Source organism: Pseudobacillus badius (assembly GCF_002189605.1).
GTDB classification, from domain to species: Bacteria; Bacillota; Bacilli; order Bacillales; family Domibacillaceae; genus Pseudobacillus; species Pseudobacillus badius.
On record NZ_MWMM01000002.1, the window covers coordinates 321767 to 336609 of the forward strand.

Annotated in this window: 18 protein-coding genes; all 18 read right to left on the reverse strand. The window is 46.0% G+C overall.

Annotated features, from left to right (window positions below):
• Positions 1 to 92: 92 nt before the first annotated feature.
• The gene (locus B1A98_RS04680; RefSeq protein ID WP_063385584.1) at positions 93 to 935 is read right to left on the reverse strand and encodes a TlyA family RNA methyltransferase; all 843 of its coding nucleotides are present in this window, start codon (positions 933 to 935) and stop codon (positions 93 to 95) included.
• 3 nt (positions 936 to 938) lie between these two features.
• Positions 939 to 2831 (reverse strand): 1-deoxy-D-xylulose-5-phosphate synthase, encoded by a 1893-nt coding sequence (gene dxs / locus B1A98_RS04685; protein WP_063385583.1) that lies wholly within the window; start codon positions 2829 to 2831, stop codon positions 939 to 941.
• Between the two features lie 228 nt (positions 2832 to 3059).
• Entirely contained in the window at positions 3060 to 3944 is an 885-nt protein-coding gene (locus tag B1A98_RS04690; RefSeq protein ID WP_063385582.1) for a polyprenyl synthetase family protein, read from the reverse strand.
• 2 nt (positions 3945 to 3946) lie between these two features.
• On the reverse strand, positions 3947 to 4174 hold the full coding sequence (gene xseB / locus B1A98_RS04695; protein ID WP_041097151.1) for an exodeoxyribonuclease VII small subunit: 228 nt from the start codon (positions 4172 to 4174) through the stop codon (positions 3947 to 3949).
• Positions 4164 to 5519, reverse strand: coding sequence for an exodeoxyribonuclease VII large subunit (gene xseA, locus B1A98_RS04700; protein ID WP_063385854.1), 1356 nt, complete (start codon positions 5517 to 5519; stop codon positions 4164 to 4166). Before xseA ends, xseB begins: the two co-directional genes overlap by 11 nt.
• 82 nt (positions 5520 to 5601) lie before the next feature.
• Positions 5602 to 6465, reverse strand: coding sequence for a bifunctional methylenetetrahydrofolate dehydrogenase/methenyltetrahydrofolate cyclohydrolase FolD (gene folD, locus B1A98_RS04705; RefSeq protein ID WP_063385581.1), 864 nt, complete (start codon positions 6463 to 6465; stop codon positions 5602 to 5604).
• Between the two features lie 30 nt (positions 6466 to 6495).
• Positions 6496 to 6882, reverse strand: a complete 387-nt coding sequence (gene nusB, locus B1A98_RS04710) for a transcription antitermination factor NusB (protein WP_063385580.1) — start codon at positions 6880 to 6882, stop codon at positions 6496 to 6498.
• A gap of 139 nt (positions 6883 to 7021) precedes the next feature.
• Positions 7022 to 7444: an Asp23/Gls24 family envelope stress response protein gene (locus B1A98_RS04715; RefSeq protein WP_041097157.1), complete on the reverse strand. Its 423-nt coding sequence runs from the start codon at positions 7442 to 7444 to the stop codon at positions 7022 to 7024.
• Between the two features lie 3 nt (positions 7445 to 7447).
• Positions 7448 to 8806 carry an acetyl-CoA carboxylase biotin carboxylase subunit gene (gene accC, locus B1A98_RS04720; protein ID WP_063385579.1) on the reverse strand — a complete coding sequence of 453 codons (1359 nt, stop codon included), beginning with the start codon at positions 8804 to 8806 and terminating at the stop codon, positions 7448 to 7450.
• Positions 8807 to 8819: 13 nt separating this feature from the next.
• Positions 8820 to 9332 (reverse strand): acetyl-CoA carboxylase biotin carboxyl carrier protein, encoded by a 513-nt coding sequence (gene accB / locus B1A98_RS04725; protein ID WP_063385578.1) that lies wholly within the window; start codon positions 9330 to 9332, stop codon positions 8820 to 8822.
• 202 nt (positions 9333 to 9534) lie between these two features.
• Positions 9535 to 10125 (reverse strand): SpoIIIAH-like family protein, encoded by a 591-nt coding sequence (locus B1A98_RS04730; RefSeq protein ID WP_063385577.1) that lies wholly within the window; start codon positions 10123 to 10125, stop codon positions 9535 to 9537.
• A complete protein-coding gene (gene spoIIIAG, locus B1A98_RS04735) occupies positions 10126 to 10758 on the reverse strand; it encodes a stage III sporulation protein AG (protein WP_041097165.1) in 633 nt (210 codons plus the stop codon). It abuts the gene before it with no gap.
• The gene (gene spoIIIAF / locus B1A98_RS04740) at positions 10751 to 11362 is read right to left on the reverse strand and encodes a stage III sporulation protein AF (RefSeq protein ID WP_063385576.1); all 612 of its coding nucleotides are present in this window, start codon (positions 11360 to 11362) and stop codon (positions 10751 to 10753) included. Before spoIIIAF ends, spoIIIAG begins: the two co-directional genes overlap by 8 nt.
• 17 nt (positions 11363 to 11379) lie before the next feature.
• The gene (gene spoIIIAE, locus B1A98_RS04745) at positions 11380 to 12564 is read right to left on the reverse strand and encodes a stage III sporulation protein AE (RefSeq protein WP_063385575.1); all 1185 of its coding nucleotides are present in this window, start codon (positions 12562 to 12564) and stop codon (positions 11380 to 11382) included.
• A 72-nt stretch (positions 12565 to 12636) separates the two neighbouring features.
• Positions 12637 to 13029 carry a stage III sporulation protein AD gene (gene spoIIIAD, locus B1A98_RS04750; RefSeq protein ID WP_255211735.1) on the reverse strand — a complete coding sequence of 131 codons (393 nt, stop codon included), beginning with the start codon at positions 13027 to 13029 and terminating at the stop codon, positions 12637 to 12639.
• A 15-nt stretch (positions 13030 to 13044) separates the two neighbouring features.
• Complete coding sequence (gene spoIIIAC / locus B1A98_RS04755; protein WP_370511053.1) at positions 13045 to 13230, reverse strand: stage III sporulation protein AC; 186 nt, start codon at positions 13228 to 13230, stop codon at positions 13045 to 13047.
• 35 nt (positions 13231 to 13265) lie between these two features.
• Complete coding sequence (gene spoIIIAB, locus B1A98_RS04760) at positions 13266 to 13778, reverse strand: stage III sporulation protein SpoIIIAB (protein ID WP_063385574.1); 513 nt, start codon at positions 13776 to 13778, stop codon at positions 13266 to 13268.
• A complete protein-coding gene (spoIIIAA, locus tag B1A98_RS04765) occupies positions 13775 to 14695 on the reverse strand; it encodes a stage III sporulation protein AA (RefSeq protein WP_041097178.1) in 921 nt (306 codons plus the stop codon). The genes spoIIIAB and spoIIIAA overlap by 4 nt, the downstream gene beginning before the upstream one ends.
• Positions 14696 to 14843 lie beyond the last annotated feature (148 nt).

The window sequence follows — 14843 nt, forward strand, 5'->3', positions numbered from 1 at the left end:
TCTCTGTCCTTAGGTTGATGAACTAAGGGAAAAATCATTCTATTTCAAATAAGAAAACTGGCCAGAAGCTCCTGGCCAGTTTTGTCTTGCAGTTAATTTGTTTTTTTGAGCTGCTTTAATTCTGAATGTGCAGCTCGGACGACGGAAGCAACTGTTTCTTGAAACAAATTCTCTCCTGTTACCGACTCTGCGTTGGGCCAGTTGAGATGAATCAAAAATTCGATATTGCCGTCTCCTCCAGTAATTGGGGAAAAAGAAAGATCCTTTACATCATAACCCAGACCGAGGGCAAGATTGATAATTTTTTCAATCACTTCTATATGAATGGCAGGATCTCTGACAATGCCTTTTTTGCCAACCTGTTCTTTCCCGGCTTCAAACTGGGGTTTAATCAAGGCTACTGTATCGCTTCCTGGAACGAGCAGCGTTTTTAGAACAGGAAGGATCAGCGAAAGCGAGATAAAGGACACATCAATCGTAGCAAACTCTGGCGCCCCTTCCTTCAAGTCCTCTGGAGTAACATAGCGGAAATTTGTCCGCTCCATCACAACCACCCGCTCGTCTTGGCGCAGTTTCCATGCCAGCTGATTGTACCCTACATCCAAAGCGTAAGACAGCCGCACTCCATTTTGCAGGGCACAATCTGTAAATCCTCCCGTCGATGAACCAATGTCGATCATGATTTTGTCTTTAATATCCAGGGAAAATACCTTTAATGCTTTCTCTAATTTCAATCCGCCGCGGCTTACATAAGGAAGCACATTCCCTTTTATTTGGAGAGGGGCATCAGACGGGATTTTTTCGCCAGGCTTGTCAAGCCGTTCTTCGTTAGAATAGACCAAACCTGCCATAACCGCCCGTTTCGCCTTTTCCCTCGTTTCGATAAGCCCTCTTTCCACGAGCAGTACATCAATACGTTCTTTCTTCGCTTTCATTACTTATGCTCTTTTCTGTTTTTTTGGTGTCATTGCCAACAGTTTCCGAACAGCTGTCTCTTCAGTCAGGCCGATTTCCTCAAGCAATGCATTGACGCTTCCATGCTCAATAAAGCAGTCTGGGATACCCATGCGGTCGATTGCATGCCCGTAAAAGCCCTGATCATGCGCAAATTCAAGTACAGCACTGCCAAAGCCGCCCTGCAAAACAGCTTCTTCAATCGTTAAAATCGGCATGTTGTCTTTAAGCAGATCCAGCAGCAGCGCTTCATCGAGCGGTTTGATGAAGCGGGCATTGATCACTTTCACTGATACCCCTTGTTTGTTCGCTACCTCTGCTGCTTTCAGGGCCATCGGGATCGTTGTGCCAAATGTCAGAATCGCAACGTCCGTACCTTCCCGCAGCACTTCCCATGAGCCGATCGGGATTTCTTTCAGCTCTTCATCCATCGCTACTCCAAGTCCGTTGCCGCGCGGGAAACGCATAGCAATCGGTCCATTGTCATACTGGACAGCCGTATTGACCATATGCTGGCCTTCATTTTCATCTTTCGGCATCATTAGAACCATGTTCGGTATATGCCGCAAAAAGGCAATATCGAACACGCCTTGATGAGTCTCTCCATCGGCGCCGACAAGCCCTGCCCGGTCAATGCCGATAAATACGTTTAAATTAGGACGGCAAATATCGTGAACGACCTGATCATAGGCTCGTTGCAGGAACGTCGAGTAGATCGCCAAAAACGGCTTCATGCCCTGTGTAGCCAGGCCGGCAGCAACAGTGGCAGCGTGCTGTTCAGCAATTCCGACATCAAACATCCGGTCAGGGAATTCTTCCGCAAATCCTAACAGTTTAGAGCCAACCGGCATAGCCGGTGTAATCGCCACAACTCGGTCATCTGTCCGGGCGATCTTTCTAACTGTTTCACTGACGAGAGCGCTCCATGCAGGAGGCTGTCCGACAGGTTTAATTAAATCGCCTGTGTCCATTTTATAAGGGCCTGTCCCGTGCCAAGTCCCTTTTTTATCGAGTTCGGCCGGTCCAAATCCCTTTCCTTTTTTCGTTAGCACATGCAGGAGAACAGGACCTTCTGTCTTCTTGGCATACTGCAGATTTTCCAGAAGCTCTTCATAACTGTGACCATCGATCGGCCCTAAATAAGTAAATCCAAGCTCTTCAAAAAACATGCCGGAGACGAGCAAGTATTTCAAGCTGTCCTTTAAGCGTTCGGCTGTTTGTGCCATCTTTCCGCCAACGGCCGGAATTTTTTTCAATAAAGCCTCGAGTTCGTCTTTCACCCAATTGTACTTGCCAGCTGTCCGCAGACGCCCGAGAATACTGTGAAGCGCACCAACGTTCGGAGCAATAGACATTTCATTATCATTCAGGATGACGATCATATTCTTTTTCTCATGGCCGATATGATTCAGTGCCTCCAGCGCCATTCCGCCTGTTAAGGCCCCGTCGCCAATAACCGGGACGATGTAGGATTGCTCCTTCTTTAAATCCCGTGCAATCGCCATGCCCATGGCTGCCGATAACGAAGTGGAGCTATGACCGGTCTCCCATACATCATGTTCGCTCTCAGCCGTTTTAGGGAAGCCGCAGAGACCTTTATACTGGCGCAGTGTTTCAAACTGATCGGCGCGGCCAGTCAGTATTTTATGAACGTAGGATTGATGGCCAACATCCCATAAAATCTTATCCTGCGGACTGTTAAAGCAGCGATGCAAGGCAATAGTCAATTCAACAACGCCAAGGTTAGGGCCGATATGCCCGCCCGTTCTTGACAAGTTCTCAATCAAAAATTGGCGAACGTCTTTACTTAATTCATTTAATTCATCAATCGTCAGGCCTTTTAAAAAGGCGGGACTTTCAATAGATAAAAGATCCAATCGGATCACTCACTTTCATAACTGTGTCATTTCACTTTCCTTATTATAACGCGATCCTTATTTTCCACAACTTTTTACCCGAAAAAATCGACAACTTTGTTCATGTCCTTATGAGGAAAGACTTTGAAAAAATAGCCGCTAACACAGAGTGTGATAACGGCAATTTACTGAAAATAGCACTATCATTATACCACATAGAACAAATCACAACAATTTTAGTCAATTTTCTTACTGATCGCGCGTAGCAATTAAATCCACAAGTTCAAGCAGCAGGGCGGAATCCGTGTTTGTTTGAAGAAGAGCCGCCCGCGCTGCCTCTGCATGCTTGGCCAATTGTTTTTTGGCACCTTCCATCGTCAGCAGCGCCGGATAAGTGCTTTTATGATTGGCCGAGTCGCTGCCCACCCGCTTGCCAAGCTTTTCTTCTGAGCCTTCTACATCTAAAATATCATCCTGAATTTGGAAAGCAAGGCCGATGTGGAAGGCGTACTGACGGAAATGAGCCAATTGCTCTTCATTCGCGCCGGCTAGCAAAGCACCTGCCATGACACTATAAGCAAGCAAGCGTCCTGTTTTGTTTTTATGAATGTACTCTAATTCATCGAGCGTTAGCTTTTTCGTTTCTCCTTCGATGTCAGCCATTTGGCCGCCTACCATTCCTTCAGGTCCAGCTGCTTCAGCGAGCCATTCAATTAACGTTACTTTGTGCTCGCTTGAATAACTGTTTGATTGGGCAATCACTTGAAAGGCATAGGTCAGCAAGGCGTCTCCAGCCAGAATAGCGGCTGCTTCTCCAAACACTTTATGATTCGTTGGCTGTCCCCGTCTTAAATCATCGTCGTCCATACTTGGCAGATCATCATGGATAAGCGAATATGTATGAATCATTTCCAGTGCAGCGGCGGCCGCCAGACCCGTCCTTGGATTCTTTCCAAACGAAGCCAGCGTGGCAAACAGCAACATTGGGCGGATGCGTTTTCCTCCCGCTTGCAGCGAATAATCCATCGCTTTTTTTAATACGGACGGTGCCTGTAAGTTGGTAATTAACTCCTTCATTTCTCTCTCTAAAATATCCTTATATTCCTGCATAAAAGCAGACAATGTACCAGCCATCTTTACTCCCCCTCGTCAATAGAAAACTCTTTTTCTCCGTCATCTGTTATTAACTTTGCCAACTGCTCCTCTGCCTGACTTAACAAGGTGTGGCAAAAACCGGAAAGCTCCATTCCTTTTTGATAAAGACTTAAAGCTTTTTCAAGCGGCACATCCCCCTCTTCCAGCTTTACAATGATTGACTCTAATTCCTCCATTGCTTCCTCAAATGTCACTTCTTTATTTTCCATTCTTTTTCACCTCAATTGACTGAACTTGGCACATAAGATGGCCATCCATAAGTTCCACCTTCACCCGGTCTCCTGCCTGCACTCCGGTGCTTGACTTGATGAGATTGTCTCCTTCATCATAAGCGAGACTGTAGCCGCGCTCCATAATCTTTAGGGGACTTAAAGCATCCAGCATGGAAATATTGCGGCCTAAGCCCTCTTTCTTGCTCCGCAAAAGCATGCCGATCTCTCTGGAAAGAGACGCATCCAGGCGGCTGATTTGCTGCTTGGCTTCAGTAATCTTGCGTTGCGGGTGGTTCCGGCGCAGCCTTTCCGTCAAGTCGCTGATTTTTGCTGTTGTGTTCTTTATATACATGGATTGTCCTTTGGCCAGCATCTCTGTCAAGCGGTCCAGACGTTCTTGCTGCTGTCTGTACAGCGTCTGCGGATTGCGGAGAATATAAGCGTTCCTGGCGCTTTCCAGCCGCTTTCTCTCCCGCCTCACTTTTTCCGATATCGACCGGATCAGTCTCGTTTTGCGGACAGCTACTCTCTCCAGCACCTCTTCAAGATGAGGAACTGCCATTTCAGCGCCGGCTGTCGGCGTCGGCGCTCTTTTGTCAGCGGCAAAATCGGCAATGGTCACATCGGTTTCATGTCCGACAGCTGAAATAACCGGAATAGCTGAGAGGTTGATCGCGCGTGCTACTATTTCTTCATTGAAGGCCCACAGCTCTTCAATAGATCCTCCTCCGCGGCCGACAATCAGCACATCGGCGCGTTCGTCGCCGTTAGCCCGCTGAATTGCAGCTGCAACGGACGGAGCCGCGTTGTCTCCTTGCACAAGAGCAGGATAAATTAGTATTTCCGCTATCGGGTAACGCCGTTTAATGGTTGTAATGATGTCTCTGACGGCTGCTCCCGTCGGTGAAGTCACGACACCGACCGTTTTCGGATAAACAGGCAGCGGCCTTTTTCTATTTTCGTCAAAAAGCCCTTCTTTCGCAAGCTTCGTTTTCAGCTGTTCAAAGGCCAAATATAAGCTGCCGATGCCATCAGGCTGCATGGACTTCACATAAATTTGATATTGTCCGCCCGCTTCATAGACGGTGATCTCACCGGCCACAAGCACCTGCATGCCATTTTCCGGCTGAAATTTCAAGGAGCGGTTGGCTGAAGAAAACATGACAGCCAAAATCCGGGCTTTTTCATCTTTTAACGTGAAATACATATGTCCGCTGGAGTGGCGTTTAAAGTTGGAAATCTCTCCCCTAACATATACATTCGTTAAATGGGGATCGGCATCAAATTTTCTTTTTATATATTTAGTTAATGCTTTAACGGTTAAATAGCGTTCGGCTTCCATTTTCATTCCACCTTTTCCGGTCAAGCTAAAAAGCTGCCTCCTCATTATAACATGATTAAGAGACAGCTTTTCATATGAAAGATTATTTAACAGTCCGCCCTGCTGTTTGTTTCGCCGATTGCACAGTATTGTAAAGCAGCATCGTGATCGTCATTGGTCCGACCCCGCCTGGCACTGGAGTAATGGCGCCGGCTTTTTCCTTCGCACTTTCAAAGTCCACATCGCCGCATAATTTGCCGTTTTCGTCCCGGTTCATCCCGACATCAATAACGACCGCTCCCGGTTTAAAGTCGTCCTTCTTCAAAAACTTTGCCTTTCCAACTGCCGCAATGACTACATCGGCTTGCCGTGTAAAAGCAGAGAGGTCTTTTGTTCGTGAATGGCAAACTGTGACAGTTGCACTCTCTTTTAATGACAGGAGAGCTGCTGGCTTGCCAACGATGTTACTCCGCCCAACAACAACGACATGCTTGCCTTCTAGCGAAATATTTTCTCTTTCCAGCATTTTAATAATGCCGTAAGGAGTGCAAGAATAAAAAGCCGGCTTGCCGATCGCCATTTTCCCAACGTTCACCGGATGAAAACCATCTACATCCTTCTCCGGAGAAATCGCGTCAATGACTTTATCTTCGGACAAGTGAGCCGGCAAAGGAAGCTGAACGAGAATACCATGAATAGCCGGATCAGCGTTTAACTCTTCCACCTTCTGCAGAAGCTCCTCTTCAGACAGGTCGGCCGAATAGCGGTAGATCTCGGAATGAATGCCCACTTCCGCACACGCCTTGTCTTTATTGCGCACGTATGTATGTGAAGCTTGATCGTCTCCTACTAAAATAACGGCTAATCCAGGAGTGACCCCTTGTGCTTGAAGTTCTTCAATTTCCTGCTTTAATTCCTTGCGAATATCGCTTGCAATTTTCTTCCCATCAATAATAGCTGCTGTCATTGTTGCTTTCCCCTTTCTTCCTTCAATCCATTACAAGGATTCTTTAATCCTTGATAAAACCCCATTAATAAATTTTCCGGATTGTTCATCGCTAAATTGTTTAGCGAGTTCAATCGCTTCATTAATTGCTACTTTCTCTGGTACGTCTTCTCCGTATTTCATTTCAAACACGGCAAGACGCAAAATGTTCCGGTCCACTTTAGCCAGACGGTCAAAGGACCACTTTTCTAAATGAGCCTTGATGAGCTCATCGATTTCCTCTCTATGCTCGATGGTTCCTATTACACTTTTGTGTAAATACTCATCGGCCGGTCCTTCCTCGAGAACGTTTGTAATCGCTGCTTCCGGCTCCGCGCCGCTTACATCAATTTGGTAAAGCGCCTGCAGGCTTTTTTCACGTGCTGTACGTCTTTTCATGTGTTTCTAGCTCCTTTATTTAGCCTTTTTCTGCATTATAAAAAGATAATAGCATATATTCAAAGGAAGTCACATCTTCTGATGAAAAAACCTGGTTCATAGAAAAAACCAAAGGGCTCTCCCTTTGGTTTTTTCCCGCTTACACTTCCGGAGCGAAATCGCTTTCACTGTTTTTTGTTTCGAATTGAATGCCGACAACGTGGATATTTACTTCTTCTGCCACTAACGCTGTCATATTTAATAATGCTTGGCGAATGCTATCTTGAATTTTTTGGGCCACACTCGGAATAGATACGCCGAATGCGATCACACAATAGACATCAATTTTGATGCCTTCTTCTGTCAAATCAACACGAACGCCTTTTCCGTGATTTTTCTTGCCGAGGCGCTCAACTACACCAGAGGCGAAGCTTCCGCGCATTTTTTCTACGCCTTCCACTTCAGAAGCGGCAATGCCGGCAATAACTTCAATAACCTCCGGCGCAATTTCGATTCGGCCCAGTCCGTTATCCCCATTGCTCATTTCTAATACTTGATTAGCTGTTTGATTGTTTTCTGCCATTGATTACACCTCCGCTTTCATTATGTCATATTTCTCAAGAAACTTCGTGTTAAAATCCCCGCCGACAAACTGCTCATGCTCAAGCAGTCTGATGTGGAAAGGAATCGTTGTATGAATTCCTTCAATAACAAACTCGCTTAACGCTCTTTTCATACGGGCAATGGCTTCTTCGCGCGTAGCTCCGTATGTAATTAACTTAGCAATCATAGAATCATAGTACGGCGGAATGGTATACCCTGGATAAGCAGCTGAATCCACGCGGACCCCAAAGCCTCCCGGCGGCATATAATCCGTGATTTTGCCCGGAGATGGCATAAAGTTTTTCTCAGGATTTTCCGCATTGATCCGGCATTCAATCGACCAGCCTGTGAATTCGACATCCTCTTGCTTCAGAGACAGCTCTTGGCCTGAGGCTACCCGAATTTGTTCTTTAATCAAGTCTACACCTGTCACCATTTCCGTTACAGGATGTTCTACCTGGATGCGCGTATTCATTTCCATGAAATAGAATTTTCTTTGCTGGTAGTCATAAATAAACTCTACTGTGCCGGCTCCCGTATAGTTAACAGCCTGCGCAGCTTTTACAGCAGCGTTCCCCATTTCTTCCCTGACAGCTTCATCCAGCGCCGGAGAAGGCGTTTCCTCCAACAGCTTTTGCATGCGGCGCTGAATTGTACAGTCGCGCTCTCCAAGATGAATCACATGCCCATGCGTATCTGCAAGCACTTGAATTTCAACATGGCGGAAATCCTCAATAAATTTCTCTAAGTAGACGCCCGGGTTTCCAAATGCCGTCGCTGCCTCTTGCTGAGTCATGTTGATCCCTTTTTTGAGCTCTTCTTCATTGCGGGCAACACGGATGCCTTTTCCGCCTCCGCCTGCTGTTGCCTTAATAATAACCGGGTAACCGATCCCTTCCGCCGTAGAAAGACCATCCTCAATCGACTGAATGATCCCGTTCGAGCCTGGAACAATCGGCACTCCAGCCTTTTCCATCGTCTCGCGAGCTACGTCTTTTGTTCCCATTTGCGTAATAGCTTCCGGTGACGGTCCGACGAAAATAATGTTGCATTCGCGGCACAACTCTGCGAAGTCAGCATTCTCTGCCAAAAAACCATAGCCCGGATGAATAGCATCGCAATTCGTCAGCTTAGCCACGCTCACGATATTCGTGAAATTTAAATAGCTGTCTTTAGAAGCTGTCGGTCCAATGCAGTATGCTTCATCAGCAAGCTGAACGTGGAGTGCTTCTTTGTCGGCTTCAGAATAAACAGCCACTGTTTCCACATCGAGTTCCTTACAGGCGCGGATGATCCGCACTGCGATTTCGCCGCGGTTGGCAATTAATAACTTGTTAATCATTCCGCTCTCTCCCTTATTGAGGTTTCACTAAAAATAACGGTTGGCCGTATTCGACTAACTGCCCGTCCTTTACAAGAACCTCTACAATTTCTCCTTCTACTTCCGCTTCAATTTCGTTGAAAAGCTTCATTGCTTCTACGATGCATACGACTGTATCCGCTGAAACTTTTGATCCTGCTTTGACATACGCATCTGCGTCAGGAGAAGGGGATTGATAGAACGTTCCAACCATCGGAGAAGTAATCTTATGTAAATTCTCATTGGAAGCAGCTTGTTGCGGCGCTTCCGGTGCTGCTGTTTCTTGAACAGCCGATTCCGCTGCTGGAACTGCCGGTGCTGCCTGGACAGGAGCAGGTGCTGCTGCTTGGACAGGCTCTTGTGCCGGTACTGCTTGCGGCGCAGGAGAATAAGTCACACCTGTATTTTTCTTCATTTCTATTTTACTTCCTTCAGTTTCGAATACAAACTCTTCAATGGACGATTGGTCAACAAGCTTAATAAGTTCTCTAATTTCCTGTACTTTCATTAAATGGACACCCCTTGAAAGATTATGACTAGATACTAATATCTTACGATAATATCTAGTAAGACTTCAACTGAAAAGTTAATTGAAGCTTGTACTGTTCATTTTATCCCTTTTTTTATAAAGATGAAATAATAAATCGCGCTTTCATAAAAAACCCCTGCCGGAACAGGTGATCACCTGTTCCGGCAGGGTGCCCTTTCAGCTATTTAACCGGCTGGAATTCAACAGCGATCGGCTGCTGCTTGCCAAGCTCGTCCTTCGCCATCCGAATAATTTCATTCGCTGCTGCTGCTGAATGCTCGTTGGATTTTACAGTGATGCGAATATTCTCTCCATCCGCCCGCACAAGGGCATCGGAATATCCTTTAGACTTAATCAGCGTTTCGAGCACGTTTTCTTTTGTCGCCAATTCCGTCAGCTTTTCCATTTCCTCATAAGCTGTATTTTTGTCCTCGGCAGAAAGGTCAGCTGATGCCACCTTCGCCGTTAATTCTTCTTTCATTTTATTCCGGTCATCCTGTACTTCTAAACGAAGCATATCAAATGCTTCATCACCGGCAGACTCCGTGATAATTTCTGCTTGTTTATCGCCGGCTGCGCTCTTCGCTTCTTCCATTGTTGCCTTGCTGCCGTCCGCTTGTTCTTCCGCCATTTCAGTCTTTAGTTCTCCTTCTTCAACAGGGGCAGCCGTTTCCGGAGACAATTGTTCGGGGGAGGTAATATAATAGACAGATAGAACAACAACTAAACTCAACATTGTCAGCAGCCAGACTGTTTGCTTTTTTAATAACATTTACATGTCCTCCTTTGGTTTTTTCGGCATGACTGCCACGCGGTGGCTCGGTACATTTAACACCCTTGTGACAGCTTCAATGATCCACTTTTTCACTTGAATATTTTCCGCTCCCTCGGCGACAATAAGCACACCGCGGATATCTGGTTTTTTCATTTCCTGAATGACTGGAGCTTCCCCGCCGTCTTTCTTTACCATTACTAGATCCTCGTCCCTTGTCTGATCAGTAATTGTGCGTTCCCCGCCTTTCTTATCCTGCTCTTTCGTTTCTTGTGTTTTCACGGCTGTATTTTTTTCGAAAATTTTCCTCTCAGATGCTTCAATGGTCACTACAACTGTTACATTACTGACGCCGGCCATTTGTTCTAAAGCAGCGGTAAGCTCTCTCTCATAAGCTGCCTCAAAATCCTCCTTTTCCGGTGCCGTTTGTTCATTTCCCTCCTCAGAAGAGTCTTGCGGGAGGACAGCTTTTATTTCTTCCCTATCCTTCAAATCACTTAGAAGCATGAAACTGATGCCGATAATGGCGGCAATGGCCATCCATTTTGCTTTATTTGCTGTTTTCTCCTCTCCGCTTTTTTTAGATGGGATTAAGGATTGCAACCAATCAAAGCGGCCTTTACGATCACTCAAGGCTGTCCCCCTCCTCTACCATATGAATATTCAATTGCTCTATTGGAATATTCCACTTTTTTGAGAGAAAAGCAGCTAAATTTCTCTCTTCCTTCCGGTTAGACTCTGGTTTTTCAGAAGAATCAATGCGAACCTCCTGGACATAAGACTCTTCCCCGCCAGCTGAAAGCGAAGCCACGTACACATCAATATGTTCAATATGCTCAGGCATAGAATTTTGCCATTCCTTCACCTGAAGGTTGATATCCATAATTTGTTTATGAAACCTCTGTTTTAGCTCGTTTTCTGCAAGTGACTTCAACTGCTGCTCGCTCTGCTTTAAAATAAAGACTTGCTTGGCGGACTCCAAGCCGCTTTTTTTGCTGGCCACGGCTGTTGCGGCCTGCTGGTTGGTTATGGTGCGCTCTGTCCACTTTGACAACTCTTCTTCTATATTCACAGAAAGAATTTTCCATAAAGGCTGCAGCATAACAAATAGCAAAAGCAGGCCAATCACAACTTTTGCATACTGCTGGAAACGGTTGGACGGCATGAGCAAATCCATCACAGCCGCTAACAAAAGAAAAGCAATCACGTTCTCAAGCCAATCCGTTAAAAAAGCCATAGGCTTCGTTCCTTTCCTCAGCGAATCATCATCGTTACATTGCTGGCGGCAACAAGAATAACGATCGATAACAAAAACATAAAGGAAACAATGACTAATGCCGCAAACACGTACGTCATATTTTTTCCGATGATCTCTAAGCACTCTGTCATCGTTTCATCACCAAGCGGCTGCAGGACTGCGCCAGCTACTTTATAAACAAGAACAAGGGCAAAGATCTTTAAAGCCGGAAAGGCAACAATCAATAGCAAGATCCCGGCACCGGCAATTCCAATCGTATTCTTTAACAGCAAAGAGGCACTCATGACTGTATCAGCCGCTTCGGTAAACATCTTCCCGACAACAGGGATAAAGTTGCCGGCAAAAAATTTGGCTGTTCGAATCGCGAGTCCGTCTGCCACTGCGGCAGCAGAGCCTTGGATAGATACAATCGCTAAATAGACCGCCATAAATACACTTAAAAGACCGACACTCCAATGGCGGAGCAAATCTGCCAGTTTCGTTGCTTTATAGTGCTCGGAAAACAAGCTGACTACGCTAAGCAAAGTAGAAAAAAACAAGAGCGGCAGCACCACTTTTTGAATAACAAGACCGCTAACATTCATCAGAAATAACAGAAACGGATGAAAAACCGTTGCGGAAACGGCTCCTCCCGTCGAAGCTAGCAGCGCCAGCAAAATGGGCATCAGTGCCAGCAGAAACTGAATCATTTGATCGACGGCATCCCCCGCATATTCCATAGCCAGCCGAAAGCTATTCAACGCCAGAATGAGCAGAACAATCAAAACGACACTGTAAGCCGTTTTGCCCACAGTCCCCTGTTCAAAGGCATTTTGAAGAATTTGCAAGAAAACAGAAAAAACCGTTAATAAGATGAGGGTGCCAAGCAATTTCCCGTTGGCGTACAATTCATGAAAAACAAAGCTCAGCAGCCCTTTTGACCAGGCACTGATCGAAAATGCTTGTCCTCCTTTAAAAAGATCGGTCAATGGCTGTTGCTGCGTTTCCGGCAAATACTGCCCGTATGTTTTCAACAGCTGCTCCCAATAGACGGACAGATCATTGACTCCAAGCTGTCCGAGCTGTTCCTCAGCTATCACTCCAATATCCGGGCTTTCTTCTTTAGATTCCGCTTGCGCCGAATGAAAGATAAAGGATAGGAGAAGCAGAGATAGCAAAGCGATTTTTTGGCAGAACCTCATCCCGCTCACCGCCTTCTTTCGGCTGCCTCTCTCTATCCGGGATTCTATACTGGAAGATCATAGACAGGCCCCTCACTTTCCAGGAAGCATCGTTAAAATGGTTTCTATTAAGATGGTCAAAATAGGCACTGCCATTGATAAAATAATGACCTTGCCCGCCAATTCCATTTTGGCGGCCAGCGCCTCTTGTCCGGCATCTTTTGTAATTTGAGCAGCAAATTCGGCAATGTAAGAAATACCAATGATTTTCAAAACGGTCTCCACATAGGCAAACTCTATATCCGCCCGTGCCGCCAGTTTTTTAATCATGAGAATAATCTCAGCAATTCTGTCCGCCAAAAATAAAAACAACCCGCTCCCGACAAACATTACGAGCAAGAAAGCAAAAACAGGCTGTTGTTCCTGCAAGAGAAGAGCCAAAAAAACTGTCACAAGAACAATCGCAGCTATTTGGATAATCTCAATGGTTTTCCTCTCCCGTCATTGAAATAAAAATACTTCCCTGATCTTGTCAAACAATTCCTCTACGATAGAAACAATCAGAAACAAAATATAGACGAAACCGAGCAGCGTCACCCACTGGGCATACTCTTTCTTCCCTACCTGTTCTAAAATCGTATGGAGGAATGCCACGACTAAACCGACACCGGCAATTTTAAAAATCATTTCCACCTCAATGCCCACTTTCTTCCTCCTTCCTGCTAAAACAGCAGAAGCACGATTAACAGACCGCCCATTAAGCTCAAACTTCTCATCATTTTTCCATATTTTTTTTGCTTTTCACACGCTTCTTCCTCTTGCCGTTCCAGATGCTTTAATGTGACTAAAATTTGCTTTTGCTCCGTCAGGCGATCATGCTTGCCAACTGTTTCCCCAAACTCCAATAAAATGGCCCGCTCACTTTCCATGAGCGCAGTTCGGGGCCAGACCTTTGCCAAACTCTGCTTCCACGCCTCACTGGCATCCAACTCAGTCGACGTCAGCAATTCGCTGAATAGAGCAAACAGTTCACTGACAGGCGGCGGCAGCCGTTCAGACAACTTTCTGGCCGACTCATGCAAGGGGGTAAGGCCGTATACAATTTCTGCTTCCAATGTTTGCAGCGCCGATCGAATGAAACGGATTTGCTTTGGCCTGTCACTTAGTTTCTTTGATTGTTCCGCCCCCAGCCAAACCGAAGCAAATAATATAAGAAGCGCCCCCAGCCATTTCATTGGGCCGCCCTTTCCGGAGCCGCAAGTTCATGTCCGGATTGATCGAGAACCTTCAAAGACCTTTCGCCTTTTTCCGCGGAAAGTTCAATAAACCGTTCAAACGCTCCGCTCTCTATCATCGCTTGCACAATAGGACGGCGAATCACTTCGGCATAATTTGAACCGTGGGCCGTAGCCATTAAGGCAATGCCGGAATTAATGGCTTCGGCAACGGCCTGTCCATCTTCTGCCCTCCCAATTTCATCTGCGATTAATATGTCTGGGCTCATGGAGCGGATCATCATCATCATCCCTTCTGCCTTTGGACAAGCATCTAAGATATCCGTCCGCAAACCGACATCAAGCTGCGGAATTCCTTTAACACAGCCGGCAATTTCTGACCGTTCATCCACAATGCCGACTTTTACCGGGGGAATATTATATTTCTCCATCCCTGTGGCTGCTGTTTTGGCTAAATCCCTCAGCAATGTCGTTTTTCCCGTTTGAGGAGCCCCGATAATCAATGTATTCTTCCACTTCTCATCAAAAAGCCAGGGGATCAGCGGATGGGACACACCCGGCTTTTCCCTGGCAATCCTTAAATTGAAAGAAGAGAGGTAACGCAGCGCTTTTACTTTCCCTTCTTCAAGAATGACTTTGCCCGCCAAGCCAACGCGGTGTCCTCCCTCGATGGTTAAATATCCGCATCTTAACTCTTCATCCAACGCATAAAATGAATGCTGACTTAATTTATTGACAAGCGCTTGTCCCTCTTCAAAAGTAACGACATGCGGCAAGTGAAAAGGGCGGCCGGCAATCACCTCAAGCGGTTTGCCAACGCGCACCCTGATTTCTTCAATTTTACTTTTCAGATCGGATGGCATGGCATAGATGGTCTCCTTTAACGTTTGCGGCAAATAAGCATATATCGTTTCCATGAACGCTTCCTCCTTTTTCTCCTCCTTTTTATTCAATGTATGTATTGAATTGAAAGATATGCCGACTCATAAGGATCAAAAGAAAAAATGGCCGGATCACTCCGGCCATTCAATTTATCGACAAAAGTGGTTCGGAATGATCTCATTC

Excerpts from the sequence above, each read along its gene's own strand:
- xseA (WP_063385854.1), bottom strand. The coding sequence starts at position 5,519 with ATGGAAGCCGAACGCTATTTAACCGTTAAAGCATTAACTAAATATATA.
- accC (WP_063385579.1), bottom strand. The coding sequence starts at position 8,806 with ATGATTAACAAGTTATTAATTGCCAACCGCGGCGAAATCGCAGTGCGG.
- spoIIIAC (WP_370511053.1), bottom strand. The coding sequence starts at position 13,230 with ATGATTTTTAAAATTGCCGGTGTCGGTTTAGTCGTGGCATTCCTCCAT.
- spoIIIAF (WP_063385576.1), bottom strand. The coding sequence starts at position 11,362 with ATGGCTTTTTTAACGGATTGGCTTGAGAACGTGATTGCTTTTCTTTTG.
- xseB (WP_041097151.1), bottom strand. The coding sequence starts at position 4,174 with ATGGAAAATAAAGAAGTGACATTTGAGGAAGCAATGGAGGAATTAGAG.
- B1A98_RS04730 (WP_063385577.1), bottom strand. The coding sequence starts at position 10,125 with ATGTTATTAAAAAAGCAAACAGTCTGGCTGCTGACAATGTTGAGTTTA.
- spoIIIAB (WP_063385574.1), bottom strand. The coding sequence starts at position 13,778 with ATGAAATGGCTGGGGGCGCTTCTTATATTATTTGCTTCGGTTTGGCTG.
- B1A98_RS04680 (WP_063385584.1), bottom strand. The coding sequence starts at position 935 with ATGAAAGCGAAGAAAGAACGTATTGATGTACTGCTCGTGGAAAGAGGG.
- folD (WP_063385581.1), bottom strand. The coding sequence starts at position 6,465 with ATGACAGCAGCTATTATTGATGGGAAGAAAATTGCAAGCGATATTCGC.
- B1A98_RS04715 (WP_041097157.1), bottom strand. The coding sequence starts at position 7,444 with ATGGCAGAAAACAATCAAACAGCTAATCAAGTATTAGAAATGAGCAAT.
- nusB (WP_063385580.1), bottom strand. The coding sequence starts at position 6,882 with ATGAAAAGACGTACAGCACGTGAAAAAAGCCTGCAGGCGCTTTACCAA.
- accB (WP_063385578.1), bottom strand. The coding sequence starts at position 9,332 with ATGAAAGTACAGGAAATTAGAGAACTTATTAAGCTTGTTGACCAATCG.
- spoIIIAA (WP_041097178.1), bottom strand. The coding sequence starts at position 14,695 with ATGGAAACGATATATGCTTATTTGCCGCAAACGTTAAAGGAGACCATC.
- B1A98_RS04690 (WP_063385582.1), bottom strand. The coding sequence starts at position 3,944 with ATGGCTGGTACATTGTCTGCTTTTATGCAGGAATATAAGGATATTTTA.
- spoIIIAE (WP_063385575.1), bottom strand. The coding sequence starts at position 12,564 with ATGAGGTTCTGCCAAAAAATCGCTTTGCTATCTCTGCTTCTCCTATCC.